Consider the following 22,345-nt stretch of genomic DNA (forward strand, 5'->3'; position numbering starts at 1 on the left):
GCCCCGGGGGCTTTAGTAAACCGACCACCCGTGAATACGAAGTGGTGGGCTATCTGCTGCAAGGGATTTTGGAATTGGAGCTGGATGGCGGAACGGGCAAGCTGGAGGTGGGCGACTCTTGGTTGGTGCCCGCTGGAGCCATTCACCGCTACCGAGTGATCGAACCCATCGTCGCAATCGAAGCGACCAGCCCGCCCGCACGGTTCGGTGATCGTGATCAACCGGCTTGATGCTACAGCGGTTGGTGAACAGCCGCGAAAGTCGGCTGAGTGAACCTGAACGCCGCTCCTGCTATCTTGGCTTGGTTGAGTCACCACCCATTTGCTCGGCATCGTTCACATGAGCGTTGCGGGCCACTTGCCAAACCAATTTCGACCATGGCTATCCGATACCGCACCGACGTGAAGTTAGAATCGGACGAGTTCATCGACCTGCTCAAACGATCCACTTTGTCCGAACGTCGTCCAGTAGAGGATGAGCCGCGAATCAGAGAAATGCTGGCTCATGCTGACGTGTTGGTCACCGCGCATTGGGTCGACGATTTAGCGGCGATGGATCCAAGAGCAGCCGGCAAGCTGATCGGCGTATCGCGAGCCATCACGGACTATGCCTACTGCACGTATCTGTCGGATTTGGCTGTTGATGTGGACTACCAAGGCCAGGGCATCGGACGCGAACTGATTCGGCTGACACACGAAGTCGCAGGGCATCTGACCCGGCTCATTTTGCTGTCAGCACCGGCTGCCGAAAGCTACTACCCGCATGTTGGAATGCAGCCACATCATTCGTGCTGGATGATCGCGCCATCCGATGAGGGCTGATCAGCACGTCTAGCGTTTGAACCCGATCAGGAATCCGACTTCAGATCGCTCGGTGTCGAAGTCTTCGTTGTCCGAAGCGAATCGGTCGTGACCGGCCACGGCCGAGACCGAAAGTTGTTCGGTAAGTTGATAGCTGAGCTTCCCGTGCACTCGCCAAAAGATTTCGTCGCGGCCAATCGGATCGGTGAAATCGGGGTAGTTGCGATAGCCCACCCCCCAGGTCGGAGTGAACTTCCATCGGGCGCTGATTTGCCAGTCCGTGGATCCGTGCAGATTGATCGAGAGATAACGGTAGTCGTCACCTTTCGTGTTGGCGTATTCCAGATCGGTTCCCAAAGCGACCATCGGCAACGCTTCCCAGTTGGTGCGTTTGAAGTGGCTGGCACCAAAGGTCAGCGTGGTTCCATCAAGTGATGTCTGCGTGGGTGTCACGCCGTCGTCTTCGAAATTGGATTGGGCGATCGTCGTGTATCCATACCATGCATTCAAATCAGGACGGATCACCGTGAACGATGCCGTTCCCGCGTGTCGGTCACCGACCTGATTGCCATCAAAAAAGTCATTGGAGAATACGTATTCCATTCGGCCGATCACTTCGTTTCCGCCGAACAGAAAGTCTCGTTCGGCAAACGCACCCGGTTGAAAACTGGCCAAATTGAATTCTTGGAACTGACTTTCGTTGGCGGTGAAGTAGCCGCGAAACATGAGACCCGCACGCGAATTTTCGCGACGGATCAGTTTCCAATCCAAATCGGGGCTGGCGAACCACTGAAAGCTGGCTTGTTCGTCTTGAGCGAGATCGCGACTGATTGGTGTCAGCGTGACGTTCGTGTTGTACAGCAATCCTGTTTCCAAAAAGATTCGGAACGGACTGGTCGGTGATTCCGCTTCGCTTTCGAGTTGTCGCAGTCGATTTTCGAGATCGTCCGAACCGTCGAAGGTTTGAATCTCGTACCCAACGGTTTGAGTTGGAACACCGGCAAAATTTGGCGGGATGGGGAGTTCGCTCGCCTGAGCCACGTTGGCCGGATCGGACGTCATCCAATCAATCGCCGATGGTTCGGCGGCGGTTGCGCTCGAGGTCGGGGCGGCCAGTTGTGCCAAAGCAGGAGTGGGCGTTTCGATGCCCATCGCTCGGACTTGATCGGCATAGCTGCTCGAAGGAGCGATCTTCAGCACCTCGGTCAGGTGAGACCGGGCCGCCTCAGGTCGCGATAACCCATGGAGCAGTTGTCCCAGGTCGAAGTGAGCTGCCGCGTTGAATGGGTCGAGTTCCAACGCTTTGCGATTCGACTCGATCGAGGAATCCACGTCACCAAGTGCTTTTTGCAGTCGCCCGAGTGTCCGCCAGGAATCGGAGTGGTTGGGGTTGCTGGCAACTTTTTGCTGCAACATCCCCAACATCCGCATTTGGGCCGGGCTGGGCGGCGCAACGGATGTGGCTTGATCGGGCGTGCTGGCAAGTCCGGGCGAGTCTGAGTTTTGTGATGCCGGCGTGAATCCGGGGTTCGCGACATCTTGTGCGGTCGCGATGCCATGGACGGAGAATACCCCCGTCCAAGCGGTCAGTACGAGAGTTCGGAGATGGCCGTTGAGGTCAGTCATGCAGTGATCGAGCGAGTGCTGCCTTATTGAGTCGTCAAACGGATGTCATCGCAAAATGCGTTGCGAATTCCTCTGGAAATTGACGTCTTGGATTGCGTACTTTGCGGCCGGTCAAAGAGTGAACGTCCGTTCGCTCGTGATTGGTATCAATTGACGCTGGCCGGTTGCCACCCCGATTCACGATGGTCGTGTTGAGGATGCGATGGAAGTCGAGCGTCAGGAAATTCACATGGAGTTGAACTCACGGATGAAACGTCACTCAAAGAAAGCCTTGGCCATCGCATGCATGCTGTGCACCAGTGGAACCGTTCAGGCTCAAGGATTGGACGGAGCCCTTTCGCGTGTTCGCGGGCAAGTTCAACAGAACGTGCAAACCCAAGTGCAACAGCGAGTCCAGGCTCGTGTTCAAAGCCAAGTTCAAGCGAACGTGCAGAGCCAGGTTCAACAACGCATTCAAGCGAACGTTGCTAACGGAGTTCAAGCTCGCGTCGGAAATCAAATCGAAGCCGCAGCTCAAACCGCCGCGGCTCTGGCCGTGCGTGCTCAAGCCCAAGCCAACGCTGCCGCTGACCGTGCATCGCGAACCAACGTCGATGCCAACGCGGACGTTCGAGTCAACCTGAACGCGAACGCCAACGTCGCCGGATCACAGTCACAAACGTCTGCCGGATTCGCTTCGTCCTCGCGAATCTCTGCCAGTCCGATCCAAATCAGCGTTGCTGAAGTTCAGGCTTACGATTCGGTCTTCGGTCAATTCAACCCACTTCGCACATCAGCTGTTCTGAACACTGCCGCCTCCGTTCGTCAAAACGCAACGGCTCAAACCGCCAACGGCCCATCATCGAGCGAAGCACAACCAAGTTCGACTGGACCGACCAGCACACCATCGCAAAACCCGTCGGCACCGGAAGGGAATGCTCCTGAATCGACCGATGCATCTGGCATCGCCGGATCGACTTTCAGTGGTGCATTCAGCCAAGTCGCTCAGGGACAAGCCGGTGCTTCCAATGGGCAGTCGATTCGCGGAGCTGGGCAAGGCAACGGTAACTTTGGCGTCGCCGGTGTGCTGGCTTCGAACGTCGACTTCTCGACGATGATCGCGGTTGCCGCACGTCAACGCCAAGCTGAAATCGCTCAGATGCGTGATCAAGCATTGGCATCGGCCAACGCGGAGTTGCTGGCACAGGCGGATGCGATGGAAACTCGTTTGAACGCGTTTGCGTCGGCTCAACAAGAAGCCATGGCTGCGACGCAAAGCAACGTCCAGTCGTTCCAAGCGAACGCTGCCAACAATGTTGGATCCGCCGCAGCGGTGAATGCAAACGGTTCCGTCCAAGGCCAAGCCACCGCAAACGGTGCGGGCCAAGCGGCCGCATCGGCTGCGGGCCAAGCCGAGGCATCCGCCGCGAGCAGCACGAGCACCAGCGGAACGATTCGCTAGTTCGTCTTGGCCGGTTTTTCGGTCAACATCACGGTCCATTTGAAAGGCGGGAGTTCAGCTCCCGCCTTTTTTGCTGCGCTGATCGAAATGATTTTCGTTGGTACGCAAGTTGCCTAAGTGAATGCCGAACGCCCGCGACTTGCGGGCAATGAAAAATCCGCCTCCCCCGCAAGGGCGGCACCCCTTTCACTTTAGGATCAGAACCATGAAATCGATCACTGCATTTTTGTTGGCCGCCTGCATGATGGTTGCCGTTGGTTGCGATGAGTCCGCCTTTGACCAAGAGGCAGACGCCCTTCGCGATGCAACTCAGCAGCAAGCCGAAGACATTCGCGATTCGTCGCAAAACACCGCAGAAAACATCCGCGATCAGGCTCAGCAAAAGGCTGAGAACATCCGGAACCAAGCTGAAAACGCTCCGGAAGCCACGGAAGACGCAGCCGAAGACCGAGCTGATATGATTGAAGAGCGTGGCGAAACGAAGGCGGATCGAAAGGAATCGCTCGGCGAACAGAAAGCTGACGCGTTGGAAGAAGCCGGCGAAAACAAAGCGGATCAACTAGAAGAAGTTGAGGTTGAATGATCAATCACCGACTTGGTGAGTTAAAACATTCCAATGCTTGGTGGTCGTTTGGCCACCAGGCATTTTTTTATTTGAGCACGCAGTGAAATGAACCTTCCCTTTCGATCCCCATCCCGAGTTGTTTTGGCGGTTGTCGCAGTTTTGCTGGTTGCAGTGAGCGTGACTTTCGCTTTCCTGTCATTCAGTTCGGTTGAACATCTGGCCACCGGAGCGGCCGAAAAGACAATTTTGGTTGATTGCGACTTTGATAAGTTTCGCCAGATCATGGTCCGAAAAAACGCGACCGCTGCGATCGTGGAGCAATCCGGAATGACTTTGATCGATGAGAGTGTGGAGGATTTGCAGGTCGAAACCAGCCAAGATGATCGACCCATCTTGAATGCAATCCGAGGTCAATCAAAAGCCGAAGTCCAAGCGGTCAAAAAACTGCGAGTTAGTTTGAACGACCCACATATCGATGCTGATGAATTGACGCTGCGACAACGAGCTGACATTCAGCCCAGTTCCATGAGTGTTGTCACCCAATCGATTGCCGCGGCGGCGAACTTGGAAGCTTACAAGACAACGCTGGATGCGCGACCGAACGGCAGCCAAACCGAAGTCACCCTATCAATCGAACTGGATGTTCTTGTCACGGTTCCAAAAGCTTTCGTCGGACGAGCCGATCGCGAAGTTCAACAGTCTGCTGCCAGTGGTGTGAAGCAACAGGCGGATGGTTTGCAGCGGTTCGTCGCCGAGCACGCTGGTAAAAGATTCATCCTTCCCGAGCTTGGTGGTGGATCGGATTGATCCTGCAGCGGTTGTTCAGTGTCCGCTTCAGACCGACAACCGTGAACATTGGTCGTTTTTGATGCGGTGTGCGTCAACGGCGATCAAAACCGAGCGTTTTCTTAGTAGTGCCACCTGCAAAGACGGCTCTTTTCTCTCTTCTGAGACAAATATCGATCGCTGAGTTCACATTCGGCACGGTAATCGCTTTCCTCTAGGTTTCGTTCGCAAAGGTCACGGTGTTCGTGTTCGCGAAAATCTAAATTGAAACTCGAGGAGAATATTATGTTGGGTTGGGCTTTGACGTTTTTGGTAATCGCTTTGATCGCTGCCGCATTGGGCTTTGGTGGGCTTGCCGGAACCGCCGCAATGGTCGCGAAAGTTTTGTTTGTTGTCTTCCTCGTTTTGTTTGTCCTCGGATTGGTCATGGGCCGTCGCGGACCAACTGTCTGATTCAGGGATTCAACCCCAAGTGACGCTTGACGGGCTGTTGTAAACGGCCCTGTTGCATCATTAGTCAGGAATAGAGAAATGAATCAGGAACTGAACCCACAGATCGAGCAAGCGTTGGATGAGCTTGCTGAATTGGTTTGTCAATCGCTGGAAAGCGATGGTGAGATGCTTGTCGAACGACAAGATGGCTTGCTGAAGACGTTGGTCATGAGCGGTCACACATGGAAGTCCGAACGGACTGTCGTGGAAGAAGTCGAACGCCGTGTGAAAGATCGCTGTGGCGAACAGGCCATGCATCGTGGCGGAGCGTTGACCGCTCTTACCGCGCGGCTTGGGAACAAGCTTCAATCGATCCAACGATGGGAATCGAAATCTCCGTCCGATGATCATCCATCCAAACCCGCCAACATCAGTTCCGCAACCGACGCCTAATGCGTCTGAGGTGAAACAATGGCTGAGTGGACCGAAAAGGATCGTCGCCAGTACGAGCACATCAAAGACAGCGAACTGGACCGTGGACATTCGGAAGAGGAAGCGGAAGAGATCGCGGCTCGTACAGTAAACAAGCAACGTCGAAAAGAAGAACGCACACCGAACCGAACCACTCAAGGAACCGGAAATCCGAACACGTCTTTGGAAGACCGGACGGTGGACGAGCTGCATAACATTGCGTCGGAACTCGAGATCGAGGGACGGAGCAAGATGAACAAGTTAGAGTTGATTCAGGCGATTCGTAGCAAGCGATCTTAGTCGCCTGTTGCGAACTATCTTAAGATCATCACAAAAGGAAATTGAAATGTCGACGGAAACGAGCGTGGCTCACGAAGCGGATTGGACCCGCGTTCGCTCAGCGGTTTGCAATCGCTGGCCACAGATTAAAGAAGAGGAGTTGTCCAAGTGCCCGAACGAGGCGGAATGGATGATTGAATTCGTCAAAGGTCGCGTCGATGCATCGCAAGATGAAATTGAATCGGTCGTCCGCGAATTTGCTCCGCAAGAGTCGATGGCGGATCGTATCAGCCACACTGCTGAAGATTCGGTCCGGAAAGCGAGCGAGTCTGCTCGATTTGCTGTGATGCGAGCCGACGAGTGCATTGCAGAACGCCCAACTCAATCGGTTCTGGCAAGCTTCGTTGCGGGAGCTCTCGTTGGTGTCACCGTCACAGCGTTGTGGTTCCGCCAGAATCGCGAACCAAGCCGCTGGGAACATTTTAAGACCCGAACTTGGGGTTGATCCGGTTTGGTGTTTCAACCGGCTTGTCATGACGTGTGGCGCACTGCCTTCGCTTTGCCGCCAAACCCCTCGTGGGGTGAAGAAGCTTCTATCAACCGACGAAGTGAGTGATGTCGAAATTTCACTCTTCTCTTCGTCGGTTGTTTTTCGTTTCAAGATCGGTGTGCTTGTGGTTGATCGCCGGTCTCTTCATGCTGGCGGGACTCAATCACTTTGTCTCGCCCGATTTCTATGTCCAAATGATCCCGGATGGCTGGCCAAAACCCAGGCGGCTCGTCTTTATATCAGGGTTCTTTGAGATCCTCGGAGGGGCTGGCTTGCTGATCGAGCGTCTTCGCAAAGTCGCTGGCTTTGGTTTGATTGCCCTCTTGATCGCTGTCTTTCCGGCCAACGTGCACATGGCGATGCATGCTGATCGCTATAATGCGTTTTCACCGACGGCATTGATTGCTCGGTTGCCCTTTCAAGCGATTTTGATTGCGTTGGTTTGGTGGGTGGCTTGTTCGAGAAGGAAGCACAACGTTGAATGAATTGGCTCAGGTTTTGTTGCTGACCACGATGGCCGGGTCGGCCATCCCGATCGGTGGTCTGCTGGCGAAGGTTGAAAAGATTTCGCCGGAATGGTTGGAAACAGAATTTCGCCACAGCGTCATTGCGTTTGGAGGCGGGGTGCTGGTTTCCGCTGTCGCGTTGGTGCTGGTTCCGGAGGGAATCAAAGAACTGGCGTTGCCCTGGATTATTTCCGCGTTTGTGTTGGGGGGACTCGCCTTCTGGGGTCTGGAAACGCTCCTGGATCGTTCGAAGAGCTCGATGGCACAATTGGTCGCCATGCTATCGGACTTTGTCCCAGAAGCGGTGGCACTGGGAGCCGCCTTCGCGACAGGGGAAGGTGCCGGAATGCTGCTCGCCGTTTTGATTGGTTTGCAGAATCTGCCGGAAGGTTTCAATGCGTATCGCGAGCTGGACTCATCGTCCAAGCTGAAAGGATGGAAACTCATCGCTTGTCTGGCAGCATGCGTTCCTCTGGGGCCTCTGGCGGGTTGGATTGGTTATCAACACCTCGCCAGTTTCCCTCGTGTGGTCGACTTCATCATGTTGTTTGCGGCCAGCGGCATCTTGTATCTGACGTTTCAAGATCTCGCGCCGCAAGCAAAAACCGAAAATCAGCGAGCACCAGCGATCGGAGCCGTTTTCGGTTTCCTGCTCGGGCTCATCGGGCACGTGTTGTTGGAGGGATGACCTGCGGGTGCTTCGCAGGCATCAGGAAAGTCGCGAGAGCCCGGGTGGCCGCGCGGCCATGATGTAGAGCGAATACAACAGGCCGGGCACGAACCCGAGCAGCGTCAAGATCACGCTGATCCAAAAGTAATGTCCCACACCGAACTGCATGTAAACCGCGACCGGTGGAAGGAAAAAGACCAGTAGAAGCCGTATGAAGCTCATGGGGACATTCCTCAGTGGATAGCTTGAAATTCATTTGTGAGATTCCTCTGTGAGATGCTTGGCATCGGCAAGGGCGGGAATCAGTTCAGACGAACGAGTTGCTTCCCAAGGTTGTCGCCCTCGAACAACCCGATGAACGCATCGGGTGCATTTTCGATGCCGTCTGTGACGGACTCTTCCCAGACAACTTTGTCCTGTTGAATGAGCTTCGCCATGTCGGCGACGAATTCGTCCTTGGCATCCATGTGGTCGCGGACGATGAAGCCTTGGATACGCAGACGTTTGGCAATCACCTTGAACATGTTTCGTGGAGCGGCGGGAGGCTCGGTTGCGTTGTAGGTCGCAATCATGCCGCATTCAACGCAGCAACCAAAGTCGTTCATGTTGTCGATGGCTGCTTCAAGATGGTCGCTGCCAACATTGTCGAAGTAGACATCGATGCCGTCGGGAGCATGCTTGGCGAGTTCTTCGCTGAGGTTGTCAACTTCTTTGTAGTTGATGACCGCGTCGATGCCGGTCTTGTCCTTGAGCCACTGAATCTTTTCTTCTTTGCCTGCACTGCCAATGACGCGGCAATCCATGGCCTTGGCCAATTGGCAAACGATGGAACCGACTGCGCCGGAGGCCGCTGAGACGAAGACGGTGCTGCCTTTTTTCAGCCGAGCGATCTTGTGCAATCCGACCCAAGCGGTCATTCCTGTCATGCCGAGGGCACCAAGAAAGGCTTGCGGAGGTGCGATGTTCGGATCGATCTTTGTGATTCCTTTTCCGTCAGACGTCCAATACTCACGCCAACCAAGGTTTCCGAGGACCATATCGCCCTCCTTGAATTGGTCGTTCTCCGATTGAACGACTTCGCCGATGCAGCCGCCCTCGAGTGGCTCATCGATTTGAAACGGAGGCACATAGCTGTCGGTGTCTTTCATCCGCCCTCGCATGTACGGGTCAACGGACATCCATTGGTTCTTCACCAAGATCTCGCCGTCTTGGATTGGCCCGACTTCCGCCTTCCGGAGTTCAAAGTTGGATGGTTGCGGCATCCCATCGGGACGCGACACCAATTCGATTTGTTTGGACTGAACCGCTTTGCTTGTTGCAGTGCTCATGATTTATTCCTTTTCTCCTAAGTGAATCAGTTTCTTGTTGACGAATTCCAAGATGCCCAGGTGCGAAAGTTCGCGACCGTAGCCGGAGTTCTTGATGCCACCAAAAGGCAACTCCGCTTGCGAGCTGGTGGGTTGGTTCAGGAACATCATTCCTGTTTCCACTTTTTCAGCGACGCGGCGTCCTCGCTGGATGTCCGTTGTGTAGACCGATCCGCCCAATCCATAGGACGAATGATTGGCCAGCTCAATCGCTGCGGCCTCGTCGTCGACGACGTAAACGGTTGCAACCGGGCCAAACAGTTCTTGATCGAACGTCGGGTTGTCCGGTGTGACATCGGTCAAGATGGTTGGATTGAAGAATGCTCCTTCGCGGTCCGGCCGATCTCCACCCAGCACGACAGTCGCACCGGCGTTGATGGACGATTGAACCTGCTCCTGTAGCTTGACCGCGGCGTCTTCGGTTGAGAGTGGCGAGAGTGTGGTTTCTTCGTCCATTGGGTCGCCGAGCTTCAATGCTTGAAGTTTCTCTTTGAAACCATTCATGAACTGCTCCGCGACTTCTTTCACAACGATGAAGCGTTTGGAGGCCACACAGGACTGGCCAGCGTTGACCATCCGGCCTTTCGCGGCCTGCTCGATCACGAGTTCCATGTCGGCGTCTTCGAGGACAATGAACGGATCGTTGCCGCCCAGTTCGAGAACACTTCGCTTGAGGTTCTTGCCCGCTTGAGCAGCGACGGCTCGACCGGCAGGTTCGCTTCCAGTCAGGGAAACGCCCTGCACTCGCGAATCGGAAATGATGGAATCGACGAAGTCGGATGGAATGAACAGGTTTTGATAGACGCCGTTTGGCAACCCGCAGTCGTTGTAAAGTTCTTCAATCGCGGCTGCACACTGCGGCACGTTGCTGGCATGTTTGACCATGACGGTGTTGCCCGCCATGATATTCGGCGTCGCAAACCGAACGACTTGGTAGAACGGGAAGTTCCATGGCATCACGCCCATCAGCACCCCAATCGGTTCATAGTGCAGGTAGGCGTTGGCGTCGACCCGTTCCATTGGAGTGTCGGCGAGGAATTCTTCGGCACCATTAGCATAGAACTCAGCGATGTTCGCACAGTATTCAATCTCATACTGCGATTCCGAAATTCGCTTGCCCATGTCGAGCGTGATCATTCGGGCGTATTCGTCGGAGTCTGCTCGCAGGAGTTCGGCGAATTTGAGAATGCATTTTTTGCGCTCGTCAAATGACGTGGCTCGCCACTCTTCAAATGCCTTGTGGGCAGTCTCGATGGCTTGCATCGCGTCATCTTTGTGAAGCGGTTCGAACTCGCGAATGGTTTCGTTGGTGGCTGGATTGACGCTTGTAATCGACATGGAAATGTCCTTTCTGAATGAGTTTGAATTCAGCGATCGACGATTGCTGAATGGGAATTTGTGGATTGGGAAGCAGGTTATGCACTCTGCATTTTTCCAACCAACTTCCGGGTTGCGAAACGAGGCAAGAAACCTGCCGAAGTCACCATTAAACGGTTTTTCCAACCTGGAATGACAACGTCTTCGTTGTTGAGGTAGCCTTCGTAGCCGGCAAAAGCGACCGCTTTTGCGGTCATCGCGGTGGATGAGAATATGTCCAGTTTTCCCATCCCAGAATCTTCTCCGAAGCCGGTTTCGGTCGGGCCTGGTTCGAGACAGGTGACATGCAATTTGGTTCCGGACAACTCCTCACGCAGAGCCTCGGTGAACGAGAGCACGTATGCCTTCGTGGCGTAGTAGACGGCCATGTTGGGACCGGCTTGGTACGCCGCGATGGAACCCACGTTGAGGATGCCGCCACGGTTTTGCTGCAACATGCTCGGCAGCAATTGACGGGTCAGGCGAGTCAATGCAACTACATTGACCATCACCATGTCGGTCTGACGATCAGCGGAAAGCTCGGAGAACTTGCCTAGTGCGCCAAAACCGGCGTTGTTGACAAGCGTGTTGATCGTGATGGACCGCTGGGTCAGTTCGTTGCACAGTTGGTCAACCGACTCAATACGCGAGAGATCGCTTGTGATCACGGTAGCGGACCGTCCCGATTGGGATTCAATCTCTGTCGCCAATTCGCGGAGTTTGTCTTCGCTGCGGGCGACCAAGACGACGTCGTTTCCACCATTTGCGAAGTGAATCGCTAGTTCTCGTCCGATACCCGATGAGGCTCCAGTGATGAGTGCGGTGTTGTGTTGAGTCATCGATGGGTGTCCATTGAGGCGACGAAAAGAAAAGGCTCGGGATCGGGCTTTCACCAGGAACGACATGATCAGTCGTCCACACGCAAGACAATGCGTGACGAATCGAGAGGTGAGCGGGAAGAAGCCTCGCACATGTCATGCCAAGAATGGATTGCTGCACCAACGCCCTCTTGATCCGTCCCTCAGGACCGAATTTTCGCGTGGCATAAGAAGTGCAATCACCCAGTCGTGGGGCAATCTGAAAATCACGCCGATCAGGCTTTCTTCTCTTCAAGCGAACTTTTGTGACTATGAATTGGTTGACGCATCAATGGATTCTCGCGGGCATGGTTTCTTCCGCCGCGCGATTCGTGCCCATCCCATTTGTGGATGACGTGATTCGAGGCCAATGCCGACGATATGTGGTGACACGGACGTTGGAAGCACACGATCGGACCGATTCACTCAAGGAACTTCGAGCTTTTTACGCGGATGACTCAGGGTGCGTCGCCGGATGTTTGGGCATGTTGGCGAAGGCACCGATAAAGTTGTTGCTGTTTCCAATCCGAAAGATCGTGGCAATTCTGACCTCCGTGCGCGGCGTTCCGATGGAGATCATTCGCATGGTGCTGCTGGGGCGAACGCTTGATCGTTTGCTCAAACAAGAAACCATCCGGACGGGGCCTGTGAAGCCTCATCAAGTTTTGGCGATGCGAGAATCCTTTGAGGAGGCCTTTGCAAGAATGGACTTTCGCGTCGTTCGGGCGGCGATGTCAGATGCATTGTCTGGAGTGAGCGGATGGAAGGAATCCGCAATGGATTTGGCAGCAAACGTTGCCGGTCGTGAGAATCAAGCTCAACCCGCCGGTGATCTACAGGCGGATGCAAGCATGGAAGAGGGAGCCAAACAAGTGGAAGAGGTCTTGGACCGTCCCGAGTTGGTTGCCGTGTTCGCTGAGTTCGACGAACGCTTTGACGATGCCTATTCAACGAAGGCGATCGACGCCTGAATCACGCAACGCTCGGTCTTGCTCAAAAAAGTTGTGCGTAGATACTGAGCAATTCGCCGCTCGCCAGCGGTCTGTTGATTGAATGAGCCGTACCGCGTTAGCGGCGGTTAGCCACACGCCAACCGGGGCTAACGCCCATCGGCTAGTGGTTGTCATTCGGTATACGACTAAATCAACAGGCTGCGAGGACCGCACTACTGGTTTGGTCGCGATCGGCCTTGGATGATGGCGGATTGTTTGAAGGAAAAATGATGGCTTGGGGCTACTTGTTGATCGCCGGTTTGCTTGAAATCGGTTGGGCCGTTGGATTGAAGTACACCGATGGATTCTCGCGGCCCGTTCCGACGGTGATCACCATTGTGATCATGATCGCAAGCTTCTTCACTCTTTCGTTGGCGTTGCGTGAGATACCGCTTGGGACCGGATACGCCGTTTGGACCGGGATTGGTGCGGTGGGGACCGCTATCGCAGGCATGATCTTGTTTGGCGAATCAAAGGATGCGATTCGTTTAGCATGTATCGCGGTGATCGTGGCCGGGATTGTCGGTCTGAAGTTGGCCTCATCAAGTGGTGCGAGCATCGAAGCTTCTGAAACACTCAATGCGTCCAGCGAAAGCTGAGTTTGAAGGAATCTCTATTCGCTTGTCTCGATCATCGAAGCGTCGGCTTATTTCATCGCTTTGAATGGATGCTCATTCATTCGGCGTTAGGAACCGCAAGTGATGGGCGGCATGCCAAGTGTGAATCTCTTCGATCTCGCTTCGGCTCATCCTTCCAAATGCCGGGTGCGGTGCGTATTCGCCCGAGTGGGCTCGGAATCGATCGACGCTGCGAGCGAAAGTGTCGACCTCTTCCGCATCATCAATGTCCTCAGGCGGGACAAACATCGATGACGTTCGAATTCCGCGAGGTGAGTCGGGACGCCGAAGCTTGGGAAGCAGGAATCGTCTCATCGCCGGACGCAAAAACGCGAACAATGACATCCAGGCGGGGTAGCCATCGACGCTCGGGTTTTGGACCAGCGTGAGATGTCGGCAGATCTGTCCGAGCGACCAGTTGCCCTGGGGATGGTAACCAGTGCGTAGAAGCGATTGAGCTTCAAGAACCGCATCGTCTAAATTCTCGAACTGCAATGATCTGAGGTCTGACATAATCCAATCGTCCTTTTACGAATCTTTGATCGTTCCTCGGTTCATAAGAAGAACGCGCGTTTGGGTTCTATCGTATCCAGACGGGGCGTCTCATCACTCCTCGTTATGGCGGCTAATTGTCACGCTCTGTATCAGTCGGACTCGCAGTTGCCTGATCCAAAGCCGTTTCTGCTGAAACTCGCCGCGGTCGCGGCGGACTGAGATTGGAATTGATCATCGTGGCTGGACGCGTCACGAATCTGAGGTGGTGTTTGTCGATGAGTGGGTGATTGGTTCTCTTGAAGAAACGTTGCCCCTCCACAACAGTGCACCCCAGGGGCCCGATCGTAGCTATGCCAAATTCTAATACTTGGTACAAACCGCGACGTGCTTCCCACGTGGGTATTTCGATTGGAGTACCACGCGGCGTTTCGCTCTTCTCTGACTGCATGAATCTATGAATGATCGTCTATCGTCTCAATTGAGGCTGATCCCTCGCTTTGCAATTCTTGTCGGGCTCGTCATCGCGACCGGTTGTGCTCCCGAGGAAGAAGTCGAATTTGAGAAGGCACCTCGACCCGTCGAAGTGATGACGCTGACCCAGTCTGTGCCTGTTTCGTCGTACACCGCGTCGGGCAGCGTGCAGTCATGGAAGACGGAGGACATTGGGTTCGAAGTCGGTGGGAAGGTATCGTGGGTTTTGGAACCAGGCGAAAACATTGATGGGCGAGTCATCGATGTGGACGGGAAGATGGTCCAACATGGAACTCCGCTCGCCCAAATCGAACCGGAACGCTACGAAATTGCCGTCGAGTCCGCCGTCGCCGATCTGGAAGTCGCGAAGCTGAACAAGGAAAGCATCGAGATCCGATTGAAGGAGTCTTTGCCAGCGGAAATGGAGTCCGCGCGTGCGAATTTGTCTCTTGCCGAAATGGAGTTTTCACGCATTGAAAACTTGAAGCAACAAAACGCGGCTTCCAAAAGCGAATACGACCAAGCTCGAAATTTGGTGCAAACGAGATTGGCTTCGTTGAGCGGTTTGCTTGCCACTGAGAAACAAACGCGAGCAGAGTTGAAGTCGGCGGAGTCGCAAATTCGACGCGCTGAACAAACCCTGCGTGATGCGGAGCGTGATTTGGAACACACGACGTTGTACGGTTCCTATCAAGGTCAGATCTCAGGTGTGAATGTTGTTCCGGGCAGTGTCGTCAACGCGGGTGATCCGGTGTTGACGTTGCAGATGACCAACCCGATCAAGGTGGAAGTGGAATTGTCGGCGAAGCAATCTCGGTCGATGCGACGCCGCCATCAGTTACCAACTACCTATGCGTTGCCTGATGGCACCCAGCGGAACACCAACGCTTTTGTCTACAACGTCGATGCGAGTGCGGATCCCGACACTCGGACGTTCACAATGACGTTGTTGTTGTTGAATGAACGTCTGCGGGATCCACTGCCAGGAGACCTGCCCGAGGACAAAGTGGCTCGTTCCGAAGACCTGTGGCCACTACGACTGAACCGAATGATGGGCACGTCGGACAAAGTTGTGTTGGTGGAGGAAGAGTCGATTCACCATGATGACCAAGGTGCTTACATCTACCTCGTGACAAACAGCAAATTACGAGAACGCCTGCCTGACGTTGTGAAGGTGCGACGACAAAGATTGGTTGAAAACGAACTCAAAATTCCATTCTTGGGAAACTGGGTTTTTCGAAGTGTTCAAATGTTGGACGACAGCGGAGAACCTATCGACATCGATTTGGACTCGCTCTACGTCGGTAGGTTTGTGGGCGATCCAAACGCCGACTCACCGAACGCGACTGGCGGCGGGACACCTCCTCAAAATTGGGACGGTGAATCAATCGTTTTGGATCCCGGTTCGGAATGGATGCTGCGTCCCGGAGAATTGGTGTCCGTTGATTTGGCTGACCAGAACGAGAAGAAAGGTTTCTTTGTTCCGTTTGATGCCATCGATGAAGAAGCTGGTCAGGCATTCTTGTACGTGGTGAAAGACAACCAAGCTTCCAAGGTGGCTGTCGATGTGGTTTCGCGAGACAACTTGGACCTCGGATCGATGATCGAGATTCAATCGCCAGAACTGAGCGAAGGCATGCTGGTGATCGTTCGAGGTGTGCACTTCTTGAGCGATGGTGAGAAAGTTCGGAAGGTGGGTGCGGCCCGACGACTGGATGAACTGGAAGAAGGCCATCTGCCCGGTAATCCGATGCCACCAATGGTGGTCGAAGGAGCCGCAGAATGAATTTGCCCACTTTGGCGGTGAAGTACCGTCCAATCGTTTTCTCCTTAGCGATTTTGGCGATGGCATGGGGAGCGATGACCTATGTCACCATTCCTCGACGAGAGGATCCTGAATTCACCATTCGTGTGTGCGTCGTTTCGACGTCTTGGCCTGGAGCACCCGCCGAGACGGTGGAGGAATTGGTGACGGACAAGATCGAACAAAACTTGACCAGTATCGAGGAAGTCAAGCTAACTCGATCCACCACGCTGACCGGTCAATCCACCGTGTTCGTGGAGTTAGAAGACGACATCGCACCGGCCGATATCCAGAACGTGTGGGACAAAGTTCGCGCGCGAGTGGATTTGGTGACGATGCCTGCCGACCATGTGCGACCGATCGTCAATGACGAGTTCGGTGATACCGCGGTGTTGTTGCTGGGTATTCACCAGACTCCATCAAAGGATCGAACGGAGATTCGTCCGCAGGATCGCTACACGTTGCGGCAATTGGAGAAGTATGCGGAAGATGTTCAAGACGCATTGAGGTTGTTGCCGGGGATCGCGAAAGTCGACATGTTTGGCCAGCGATCCGAAGCGATCTTCATCGAAACCGATCTTTCCAATTGGGCTCAGTTGGAACTGACGACCAGCCAGCTGGAGTCTTTGGCCGATGATCGAAACATCATTCAGGCTGGTGGAGAGTTGGACACCGATTCAGGACACTTTTCAGTCAAGACCGAAGGCGAATTCAATGCTGTCGATGAGATCACTCAAATCGCCAGCACGGTGCGAACCAGTCGCGGTGACAACAGCGTTTCGTTGGCCGAACTTGGATTGACGGTCACACGTGATTACGAAGACCCAGCAAACTACATCTGCCGAGTTGGTGACACAGAGGGCAGCACTCCCGCCGTGATGCTTGGAATCACGATGAAGTCCGGTTCAAACATCATCGATGTTTGCGAAGCGGCCAAATATCGAGTGCGGGAAATGGCAGAGGTAGAACAGTTGCTGCCTCCAGACATTGGCGTGACCGCGGTGTCAGATCAAAGTGAAAGCGTCGCGAAGAAGATCCGAGACGTGATCATCAATGTGGTCGAAGCCGTGCTGATCGTCGTTGTGGTTGTCTACTTGGTCGTTGGTTTCCGTACGTCGTTCGTGATGGCTGCGAACATTCCGATCGTGGTGGTGGTCACAGTCGGTTTGATTTCGTTGTTTGGAGTCCAGCTCGAACAAATCTCGCTCGCCGCAATGATCATTTCTTTGGGATTGTTGGTCGACAATGCCGTGCAAGTGTGTGACCAGGCAAGGTCGAACCAAATGGCGGGAATGGAGCCGTTCCCTGCCGCGATTGACGGAGCGAACACTCTCGCGATCCCGATGTTGGTTGGCACACTGACGACGATGGCCGCATTCGTGCCGATGTTGTTCAGCCTGGAAGGTGGCGGCAAAGAATACGTCTACAGTTTGCCAGTCACGGTATCGACGACACTCGCGCTCAGTTGGGTTTTGGCGATGTCGTTGTGCGTGATCTTGGCGGGGATGTTCATTCGGGCTCCGAAAGAAGACCAAACAGGTTCACCCGTCGTTGCAACCTGGAATCGCATTTCGAGTTGGTGGCCCCGAAGAAAACGCCAATCCGCTATGACGCCCGAACGAGCCACTGCGAAGTCGGCAAAAACCAAACAAGAGAATCTTGCGTTTCGTGTGTATGGATGGCTGGGTGGTTTGGCGGTGCGATTCAAATGGTTGACGGCGGTCGCCACGCTCTGCCTGATGATCGGAATCTTAACGCTGCCGGTGAGTTCGGAATTCTTTCCGGATGCGGATGGGACTCAGTTCGCCGTGAAGGTGATGTTGCCCGAAACTGCCACGATTGAACAAACTGATCAAGTCACACGTCAGGTGGAAACCATTCTGCAACGTTTGGGGTCAGAGAAGTTGGCGGAGAATGGATTCGCAATGCCACCGCTTCGCGTGTATCGATCGTTGGTGGGAGGTGGCGGATCACGTTGGCATCTCGGATGGGATCCGGAGCCCAAGTCGAGATCATTTGCGGAGATTTTGGTCCGTACGACGGACGCATCAGTCACCAAACAATTCGCACAACGGGTTCGTGAAATCGCCGAACGTGGCGATGAAACTCTTGGAATCGAACCAATCGTTGGTGCTCGCATTGTGCCGGTTCGATTGGCCTTGGGGCCTCCGGCAGACCCGTTGGTCTTTCGGATCTCCGGCAACGGTTTCGCGAATCCCTCGGTGCTGCGTGAAGCGGCGGACGATTTGAAACAGCTCGTCACGGAACAGTCCGAGACTTGGGATGTATCTGATTCATGGGGAGTCGACGGGTACCAGATCCAGGTCGATGTGGAACAAGATCGAGCGGTTCTGGCTGGTGTTACGAATTCGCAAATCGCGAGGACTTTGAATTCTTACTATTCCGGTTTGCAGCTGACAACGTTTCGGGAAGGCGACCATGAAGTGCCCGTCTATTTCCGGTTGAAGGCGAGTGAACGTGAGTCCGTTCGTGGTTTGCAGGAAGCGTTTGTGGAAGGTGACCGAGGAAAAGTGCCATTGGCATCGCTGGCCGTTTTGAAGCCCACCTTTGAAATTGCCAAAATCGAACGACGGAAGATGAACCGAACCATTGAAGTCAGTTCGCAAATGGAACCGGGCGTCACGGGCAACGACGTTGTGTCTCGGGTTTTGAAATCGGACGAGATGCAGCGGTTGCAAGAAGAACTGCCAACCGGCTACTGGATCGAACCCGGCGGTTCGTACGAAGAGAGTGCCGAAGCTGGTGGGCAGATGATGATGTCGTTTGCGATTTCGTTTCTGTTGATCGTCCTATGCTTGATCTTTCAATACAACGGTTGGTCCAAACCGCTGATCATTCTGTCGACGTTGCCTTTGGCATTGGTCGGTGCGTGGCTGGGTTTGTATTTGTCGGACAAGTCACTCGGCTTTATGCCGCAATTGGGAATCCTGGCACTGTTCGGCATTGTGCTGAACACAGCGATCATCTTTGTTGAGTTCGCGGATCTTTTGATTGCCGAACGAGCACGTGCAAAGAAGTCTTCCGGTGAAACGAACGGGCCGATCGTCGGTCTGACCAAAGAAGAGTTTCGGGATTGCTTGATTGAATCTGGTAAACAACGAATGCTGCCGATCTTTCTCACCACCGCGACAACGGTCGGTGGGTTGGTGCCTTTGGCATTGAGTGGCGGACCACTGTGGGAAGGATTGGCGTGGTGCATGATCGTGGGTTTGCTACTGACCACCACGCTGACGTTGTTCATTGTGCCCGCGTTCTATGCCATTTTGGTGGAGACGTTCCGCGTCGTCCCGGTTAGCGAATCTTGAGTCGTCGGGGTTTTAGTTCGCCATTTCGCTCATGAATTGATCCAGGAACGTTTCCATGAAACGTTCTCGATCGGCTGCGATCTGGCGTGCGGGTTCGGTGTGCAACATTTCCCGGAGTCGGAATAGCTTTTGATGAAAGTGACCGGCACCGGTTTTAGGGCCACTCAGGTTGCTGGGGTCATTTCCAGCGATGTGAAACGGTTGGCCGACGGTTGCTCCGTTTTCGATTGTTCGAACAATGCCGATCGCACCCAGGGCGTCGAGCCGGTCGGCGTCTTGAACGATCTTGCCTTCGTCCGAGAGTTCTTCCGCCGTTTCGTGCTTGCGAAACGAAAGGTTGTCAACGATGTGTGCGACGTGATCGATCGTCGATTGCTCCATCCCCTCGTTGGCCAGAATTTCGCGAGAGAACTCTGCGCTGCGTTCCTTGCCATCATGAAATTTTGCATCGCCGACATCGTGAAGCAGTGCGGCAAGTTCGACGATCAGGCGGTCGCCGCCAATCTGCTGCTGAATGTCACACGCGGTTCGATGGACTCGCCGGACATGGTCGATTCCGTGACCGGCCTGTTGGTCAGCCATGCGTTGACTCACAATGTCGGCAACACGACGAATGATTGTTTTTGAATGATTCATCGTCGAATCGTACTCAAAAATCGAGTCGTCTCGCAGGTGGTGGTGAACCCCGGATGGTTGTGCCGCCTCATGAAATGAGTTGATTCAGTCTCCGCATCCGAGAACGAGTTTTATGTCGAACGCCGATATTTCGATTTGGCAGGTGGACGCCTTCACCAGCAAGCCGTTTGGAGGGAACCCGGCCGCAATTTGCATCTTGCCCGAGTTCCCGAGTGACGAATGGATGCAAAATCTTGCTGGAGAAATGAACCTATCGGAAACAGCGTTTCTCGTTCGGGAATCTGACCGGTCCACCTATCAATTGCGATGGTTCACGCCGAATGTGGAGGTGGATTTGTGCGGCCACGCAACATTGGCTTCTGCTCATGTTTTGTGGGAACAGGGGCTGGTCGCGAAAGGCTCTGAGATTCGCTTTCAAACGCGTAGCGGTGAACTCGTTTGTTCGCAAAGCGATCGAGGGATCACACTCGATTTTCCTGCTTTGGATTGCTCGCTGGTCGATGATGAGAAGCTGTCTTCGGATCTAAAGTCTGCTTTTGGGATCACCAAAGCGACGGTCTACCAAACCGCATTCGATCTGATGATGGTGGTGCAATCAGGTGAATCGGTGATGGAGCTGCGGCCGAACTACCAAGCATTGAAAGATATTCCGACTCGCGGTGTCATCGTAACTTCACAGGACGATCGGGATGGGATTGATTTTGTATCACGGTTCTTTGCGCCGCGATGCGGGATCGATGAAGATCCAGTGACGGGTTCCGCACATTGTTGCTTGGCCCCGTACTGGTCGAAGCGGTTGGGAATCAATCCGTTGGTTGGGCATCAAGCTTCTCGACGTGGTGGAATGGTTCGATGTGAAGTCGATGACGCCCGAGTGCTATTGACGGGCGATGCAGTCACCGTTTTGGAAGGCCGTCTAATGATCTCGCTGGCGGATTTGCGGGGTGAGAGAGACAAGACATGAAGCTACGCCCATTTCATGTTGAAGATGCGATGGATTGTTGGCGGTTGTTCCGTGATACCGTTCATCGGGTGAATTGTCGTGACTACTCCGAGTCTCAATTGAACGCATGGGCTCCTGAGACGGTGGACCTGGACTGCTGGACGCAACGATTTGAGGGGCGTTTTGCGGTGGTGGTGGAATCAGGTGCTCAACTGATTGGATTTGCTGACATGAGCCACGATGGGCACTTGGATCGATTGTTCGTATCCGCGGATCACCAACGCCGAGGTGTTGCCAAACGGATGTGGCAAGAACTGCGCAGTCAGGTCGAGCGGTTGGGGATTCGAACCGTTTTCACTGAGGCTAGCATCACCGCGAAACCGTTTTTTGAGTCCGTGGGATTCCGGGCGGTCAAATGTCAGCAGGTGGAATGCCGTGGAGTCATCCTGACGAACTATCGCATGGAATGGCGGCAGAAGACGACATTGAACTCAGGGTGACGTGAACCGTTTTTCCGCAATGTCGTTACCACTGTAACCAGCCCTGGTTGGGGAAAGCGATTCTAACGAGCGAGGGGAGAATCTTTGGCATTTTGAACGCATGTCGCCGATTCATAACCAATGTTGTTGACGTTGCTTTGATCTCTTGCGAACGAAGCAATTGGGGCACTGAAACAATATCAACTGCGTGAACTGTAGAAGTGCGCGCCGTTATCGACGATTGCCCCAAGGAATGATTGATGACGCCGTCCTCTTTGCGCGAAGAGCTCAAGAAAAAGGGACCGTTCGAATCGCTTGAGCAGGAGGCCATGCTGGGGATTCTAAGAACCAGCGATCTGCTTGAGAATCGTTTGGCTCGTCTGCTGCGAACCTTCAGTTTGACTCCTTCGCAATATAACGCGATGCGGATCATGCGGGGCGAGAAGGTTCCGATGCCGTGTCTGGAAGTTGCTGATCGGATGATCCAGGTTTCACCTGCGATCACTCGCGTGGTCGACCAATTGCTCAATCGAGGATTGATTCACAAGCAGCAATCCAATCAAGATCGTCGGGTTTTTTTGGTGGGACTGACTGACGAAGGGCTCACTTTGCTGGACAAATTGGATGAGCCCATCCAATCGCTGCATCGCGAGTTGCTGGGGCATGTCCCGGCCGAGGATCTGCACTCGCTCAATCGGATTCTGCAAATTGCCCGCGAGCGGATCCCCGGCTGAGCTCGCTGATGTGAACCGATCGCCGCCCAGCGAGATCGCTTTGGCAGAGAATGCAGGGTCGGAACGACCGCTTGGCCTGCTTGGCTCTGTTTTGAATGCTTTCCGTGTGGTCGAGCGATCTGCGGTCACGCCACAGCGTGAC

The 22,345-nt window shown here is 54.1% G+C and carries 24 protein-coding genes and 1 pseudogene; 18 read left to right on the top strand and 7 right to left on the bottom strand.

Annotated elements, in window-relative coordinates:
- Positions 1-14: 14 nt before the first annotated feature.
- Positions 15-230, top strand: a pseudogene (locus tag RB_RS28215) (cupin domain-containing protein); the annotation flags it as partial.
- A gap of 147 nt (positions 231-377) precedes the next feature.
- A complete protein-coding gene (locus RB_RS22615) occupies positions 378-821 on the top strand; it encodes a GNAT family N-acetyltransferase (protein WP_164922377.1) in 444 nt (147 codons plus the stop codon).
- Positions 822-830: 9 nt separating this feature from the next.
- On the opposite strand, the gene RB_RS22620 is transcribed toward RB_RS22615, so the two are convergent.
- A complete protein-coding gene (locus tag RB_RS22620; RefSeq protein WP_011123009.1) occupies positions 831-2,426 on the bottom strand; it encodes a tetratricopeptide repeat protein in 1,596 nt (531 codons plus the stop codon).
- A 247-nt stretch (positions 2,427-2,673) separates the two neighbouring features.
- On the opposite strand from RB_RS22620, the gene RB_RS22630 reads away from it, so the two are divergent.
- From RB_RS22630 to RB_RS22670, 9 genes are all read left to right on the top strand, one after another.
- The gene (locus RB_RS22630) at positions 2,674-3,867 is read left to right on the top strand and encodes a hypothetical protein (RefSeq protein ID WP_231845898.1); all 1,194 of its coding nucleotides are present in this window, start codon (positions 2,674-2,676) and stop codon (positions 3,865-3,867) included.
- Between the two features lie 205 nt (positions 3,868-4,072).
- Positions 4,073-4,450, top strand: a complete 378-nt coding sequence (locus RB_RS22635) for a hypothetical protein (protein ID WP_007327515.1) — start codon at positions 4,073-4,075, stop codon at positions 4,448-4,450.
- Positions 4,451-4,537: 87 nt separating this feature from the next.
- A complete protein-coding gene (locus RB_RS22640; protein WP_011123012.1) occupies positions 4,538-5,239 on the top strand; it encodes a hypothetical protein in 702 nt (233 codons plus the stop codon).
- Positions 5,240-5,503: 264 nt separating this feature from the next.
- Entirely contained in the window at positions 5,504-5,671 is a 168-nt protein-coding gene (locus RB_RS22645; protein ID WP_007327517.1) for a DUF1328 domain-containing protein, read from the top strand.
- A 78-nt stretch (positions 5,672-5,749) separates the two neighbouring features.
- The gene (locus tag RB_RS22650; RefSeq protein ID WP_007327518.1) at positions 5,750-6,103 is read left to right on the top strand and encodes a hypothetical protein; all 354 of its coding nucleotides are present in this window, start codon (positions 5,750-5,752) and stop codon (positions 6,101-6,103) included.
- A gap of 18 nt (positions 6,104-6,121) precedes the next feature.
- Positions 6,122-6,421 carry a Rho termination factor N-terminal domain-containing protein gene (locus tag RB_RS22655; protein WP_011123015.1) on the top strand — a complete coding sequence of 100 codons (300 nt, stop codon included), beginning with the start codon at positions 6,122-6,124 and terminating at the stop codon, positions 6,419-6,421.
- A gap of 46 nt (positions 6,422-6,467) precedes the next feature.
- Entirely contained in the window at positions 6,468-6,905 is a 438-nt protein-coding gene (locus tag RB_RS22660; RefSeq protein ID WP_007327520.1) for a hypothetical protein, read from the top strand.
- 110 nt (positions 6,906-7,015) lie between these two features.
- On the top strand, positions 7,016-7,435 hold the full coding sequence (locus RB_RS22665; RefSeq protein WP_011123017.1) for a DoxX family protein: 420 nt from the start codon (positions 7,016-7,018) through the stop codon (positions 7,433-7,435).
- Positions 7,428-8,144 carry a ZIP family metal transporter gene (locus RB_RS22670; RefSeq protein ID WP_164922379.1) on the top strand — a complete coding sequence of 239 codons (717 nt, stop codon included), beginning with the start codon at positions 7,428-7,430 and terminating at the stop codon, positions 8,142-8,144. The genes RB_RS22665 and RB_RS22670 overlap by 8 nt, the downstream gene beginning before the upstream one ends.
- A gap of 21 nt (positions 8,145-8,165) precedes the next feature.
- On the opposite strand, the gene RB_RS22675 is transcribed toward RB_RS22670, so the two are convergent.
- The 4 genes from RB_RS22675 to RB_RS22690 form a co-directional block, all read right to left on the bottom strand.
- Positions 8,166-8,348 (bottom strand): YqaE/Pmp3 family membrane protein, encoded by a 183-nt coding sequence (locus RB_RS22675; RefSeq protein ID WP_011123019.1) that lies wholly within the window; start codon positions 8,346-8,348, stop codon positions 8,166-8,168.
- 80 nt (positions 8,349-8,428) lie between these two features.
- Complete coding sequence (locus RB_RS22680) at positions 8,429-9,454, bottom strand: NADP-dependent oxidoreductase (protein ID WP_011123020.1); 1,026 nt, start codon at positions 9,452-9,454, stop codon at positions 8,429-8,431.
- 3 nt (positions 9,455-9,457) lie between these two features.
- The gene (locus RB_RS22685) at positions 9,458-10,831 is read right to left on the bottom strand and encodes an NAD-dependent succinate-semialdehyde dehydrogenase (RefSeq protein ID WP_011123021.1); all 1,374 of its coding nucleotides are present in this window, start codon (positions 10,829-10,831) and stop codon (positions 9,458-9,460) included.
- Positions 10,832-10,908: 77 nt separating this feature from the next.
- Positions 10,909-11,688 (bottom strand): SDR family NAD(P)-dependent oxidoreductase, encoded by a 780-nt coding sequence (locus tag RB_RS22690; RefSeq protein WP_165447223.1) that lies wholly within the window; start codon positions 11,686-11,688, stop codon positions 10,909-10,911.
- A gap of 290 nt (positions 11,689-11,978) precedes the next feature.
- Between RB_RS22690 and RB_RS22695 the strand changes: the two genes are divergently transcribed.
- Both RB_RS22695 and sugE read left to right on the top strand, forming a co-directional pair.
- Positions 11,979-12,677: a hypothetical protein gene (locus RB_RS22695; protein WP_164922381.1), complete on the top strand. Its 699-nt coding sequence runs from the start codon at positions 11,979-11,981 to the stop codon at positions 12,675-12,677.
- A gap of 233 nt (positions 12,678-12,910) precedes the next feature.
- Positions 12,911-13,297, top strand: coding sequence for a quaternary ammonium compound efflux SMR transporter SugE (sugE, locus tag RB_RS22705; protein WP_276664856.1), 387 nt, complete (start codon positions 12,911-12,913; stop codon positions 13,295-13,297).
- Positions 13,298-13,369: 72 nt separating this feature from the next.
- On the opposite strand, the gene RB_RS22710 is transcribed toward sugE, so the two are convergent.
- Positions 13,370-13,828 carry a DUF1569 domain-containing protein gene (locus RB_RS22710; protein WP_011123026.1) on the bottom strand — a complete coding sequence of 153 codons (459 nt, stop codon included), beginning with the start codon at positions 13,826-13,828 and terminating at the stop codon, positions 13,370-13,372.
- Between the two features lie 436 nt (positions 13,829-14,264).
- Here RB_RS22710 and RB_RS22720 point away from each other — a divergent pair, with 436 nt between their 5' ends.
- Together RB_RS22720 and RB_RS22725 are read left to right on the top strand one after the other, a co-directional pair.
- Positions 14,265-16,067, top strand: coding sequence for an efflux RND transporter periplasmic adaptor subunit (locus tag RB_RS22720; RefSeq protein WP_011123028.1), 1,803 nt, complete (start codon positions 14,265-14,267; stop codon positions 16,065-16,067).
- Entirely contained in the window at positions 16,064-19,411 is a 3,348-nt protein-coding gene (locus RB_RS22725) for an efflux RND transporter permease subunit (RefSeq protein ID WP_011123029.1), read from the top strand. The genes RB_RS22720 and RB_RS22725 overlap by 4 nt, the downstream gene beginning before the upstream one ends.
- A gap of 12 nt (positions 19,412-19,423) precedes the next feature.
- Here RB_RS22725 and RB_RS22730 read toward each other — a convergent pair whose 3' ends face one another.
- Positions 19,424-20,047, bottom strand: coding sequence for an HD domain-containing protein (locus RB_RS22730; RefSeq protein WP_011123030.1), 624 nt, complete (start codon positions 20,045-20,047; stop codon positions 19,424-19,426).
- 112 nt (positions 20,048-20,159) lie between these two features.
- Here RB_RS22730 and RB_RS22735 point away from each other — a divergent pair, with 112 nt between their 5' ends.
- The 3 genes from RB_RS22735 (at position 20,160) to RB_RS22745 (ending at position 22,203) form a co-directional block, all read left to right on the top strand.
- Positions 20,160-21,011 carry a PhzF family phenazine biosynthesis protein gene (locus RB_RS22735; protein ID WP_164922383.1) on the top strand — a complete coding sequence of 284 codons (852 nt, stop codon included), beginning with the start codon at positions 20,160-20,162 and terminating at the stop codon, positions 21,009-21,011.
- Positions 21,008-21,490: a GNAT family N-acetyltransferase gene (locus tag RB_RS22740; RefSeq protein WP_164922384.1), complete on the top strand. Its 483-nt coding sequence runs from the start codon at positions 21,008-21,010 to the stop codon at positions 21,488-21,490. The genes RB_RS22735 and RB_RS22740 overlap by 4 nt, the downstream gene beginning before the upstream one ends.
- Before the next feature lie 254 nt (positions 21,491-21,744).
- Entirely contained in the window at positions 21,745-22,203 is a 459-nt protein-coding gene (locus RB_RS22745) for a MarR family winged helix-turn-helix transcriptional regulator (protein ID WP_007330832.1), read from the top strand.
- The last annotated feature ends 142 nt before the right edge of the window (positions 22,204-22,345 follow it).

Origin of the sequence: Rhodopirellula baltica SH 1, from assembly GCF_000196115.1 — a bacterium.
GTDB lineage: Bacteria > Planctomycetota > Planctomycetia > Pirellulales > Pirellulaceae > Rhodopirellula > Rhodopirellula baltica.

Bases quoted from the DNA above. Each gene is read 5' to 3' on its own strand.
- RB_RS22615 (WP_164922377.1), top strand. From the start codon at position 378: ATGGCTATCCGATACCGCACCGACGTGAAGTTAGAATCGGACGAGTTC.
- RB_RS22620 (WP_011123009.1), bottom strand. From the start codon at position 2,426: ATGACTGACCTCAACGGCCATCTCCGAACTCTCGTACTGACCGCTTGG.
- RB_RS22630 (WP_231845898.1), top strand. From the start codon at position 2,674: ATGAAACGTCACTCAAAGAAAGCCTTGGCCATCGCATGCATGCTGTGC.
- RB_RS22635 (WP_007327515.1), top strand. From the start codon at position 4,073: ATGAAATCGATCACTGCATTTTTGTTGGCCGCCTGCATGATGGTTGCC.
- RB_RS22640 (WP_011123012.1), top strand. From the start codon at position 4,538: ATGAACCTTCCCTTTCGATCCCCATCCCGAGTTGTTTTGGCGGTTGTC.
- RB_RS22645 (WP_007327517.1), top strand. From the start codon at position 5,504: ATGTTGGGTTGGGCTTTGACGTTTTTGGTAATCGCTTTGATCGCTGCC.
- RB_RS22650 (WP_007327518.1), top strand. From the start codon at position 5,750: ATGAATCAGGAACTGAACCCACAGATCGAGCAAGCGTTGGATGAGCTT.
- RB_RS22655 (WP_011123015.1), top strand. From the start codon at position 6,122: ATGGCTGAGTGGACCGAAAAGGATCGTCGCCAGTACGAGCACATCAAA.
- RB_RS22660 (WP_007327520.1), top strand. From the start codon at position 6,468: ATGTCGACGGAAACGAGCGTGGCTCACGAAGCGGATTGGACCCGCGTT.
- RB_RS22665 (WP_011123017.1), top strand. From the start codon at position 7,016: ATGTCGAAATTTCACTCTTCTCTTCGTCGGTTGTTTTTCGTTTCAAGA.
- RB_RS22675 (WP_011123019.1), bottom strand. From the start codon at position 8,348: ATGAGCTTCATACGGCTTCTACTGGTCTTTTTCCTTCCACCGGTCGCG.
- RB_RS22680 (WP_011123020.1), bottom strand. From the start codon at position 9,454: ATGAGCACTGCAACAAGCAAAGCGGTTCAGTCCAAACAAATCGAATTG.
- RB_RS22685 (WP_011123021.1), bottom strand. From the start codon at position 10,831: ATGTCGATTACAAGCGTCAATCCAGCCACCAACGAAACCATTCGCGAG.
- RB_RS22690 (WP_165447223.1), bottom strand. From the start codon at position 11,688: ATGACTCAACACAACACCGCACTCATCACTGGAGCCTCATCGGGTATC.
- RB_RS22695 (WP_164922381.1), top strand. From the start codon at position 11,979: ATGAATTGGTTGACGCATCAATGGATTCTCGCGGGCATGGTTTCTTCC.
- RB_RS22710 (WP_011123026.1), bottom strand. From the start codon at position 13,828: ATGTCAGACCTCAGATCATTGCAGTTCGAGAATTTAGACGATGCGGTT.
- RB_RS22720 (WP_011123028.1), top strand. From the start codon at position 14,265: ATGAATGATCGTCTATCGTCTCAATTGAGGCTGATCCCTCGCTTTGCA.
- RB_RS22725 (WP_011123029.1), top strand. From the start codon at position 16,064: ATGAATTTGCCCACTTTGGCGGTGAAGTACCGTCCAATCGTTTTCTCC.
- RB_RS22730 (WP_011123030.1), bottom strand. From the start codon at position 20,047: ATGAATCATTCAAAAACAATCATTCGTCGTGTTGCCGACATTGTGAGT.
- RB_RS22735 (WP_164922383.1), top strand. From the start codon at position 20,160: ATGTCGAACGCCGATATTTCGATTTGGCAGGTGGACGCCTTCACCAGC.
- RB_RS22740 (WP_164922384.1), top strand. From the start codon at position 21,008: ATGAAGCTACGCCCATTTCATGTTGAAGATGCGATGGATTGTTGGCGG.